At 54.4% G+C, this 616-nt stretch carries 1 pseudogene; it reads left to right on the top strand.

Annotation, left to right across the window (positions count from 1 at the left end):
* Positions 1–616, top strand: a pseudogene (locus ACTRC3_RS11750) (F0F1 ATP synthase subunit alpha); the annotation flags it as partial.

Here is a 616-nt window from a genome sequence, read left to right as displayed (position 1 = left end):
TGCCATTGGACCGCAAGGCCCCTGGTGTAATCTATCGCCAGCCAGTGAAGGAACCACTTCAGACAGGTTTGAAGGCTGTAGACTCTATGATTCCTATCGGTCGTGGACAGCGTGAGCTGATCATCGGCGACCGCCAGACCGGTAAGACTGCCATCGCAGTGGATACCATCATCAACCAGAAGAGCTTCTACGAGGCAGGCAAGCCAGTATATTGTATCTATGTAGCCATCGGTCAGAAAGCTTCTACCGTAGCAGCATTGGTACAGAACCTCAAGGAACATGGCGCCCTGCCATATACCATCATCGTCAGTGCTACCGCTGCCGATCCTGCAGCCATGCAGTATTACGCACCATTCGCCGGTGCAGCCATCGGTGAGTACTTCCGCGACCGCGGTTACTCAGCCCTCGTAGTATATGATGACTTGAGTAAGCAGGCTGTGGCTTACCGTGAGGTTTCCCTGATCCTCCGCCGTCCATCAGGACGTGAGGCTTACCCTGGTGATGTCTTCTATCTCCACTCTCGTCTGTTGGAGCGTGCAGCTCGTATCAACGACCAGCAGGAGGTAGCAGAGCAGATGAACGACCTGCCTGAGTGCATGAAGGGCAAGGTAAAGGG

This window comes from Laedolimicola sp. (assembly GCF_051972735.1).
Taxonomy (GTDB): Bacteria; Bacillota; Clostridia; order Lachnospirales; family Lachnospiraceae; genus Laedolimicola; species Laedolimicola intestinihominis.
This window is presented reverse-complemented; position numbering and strand designations above follow the sequence as displayed.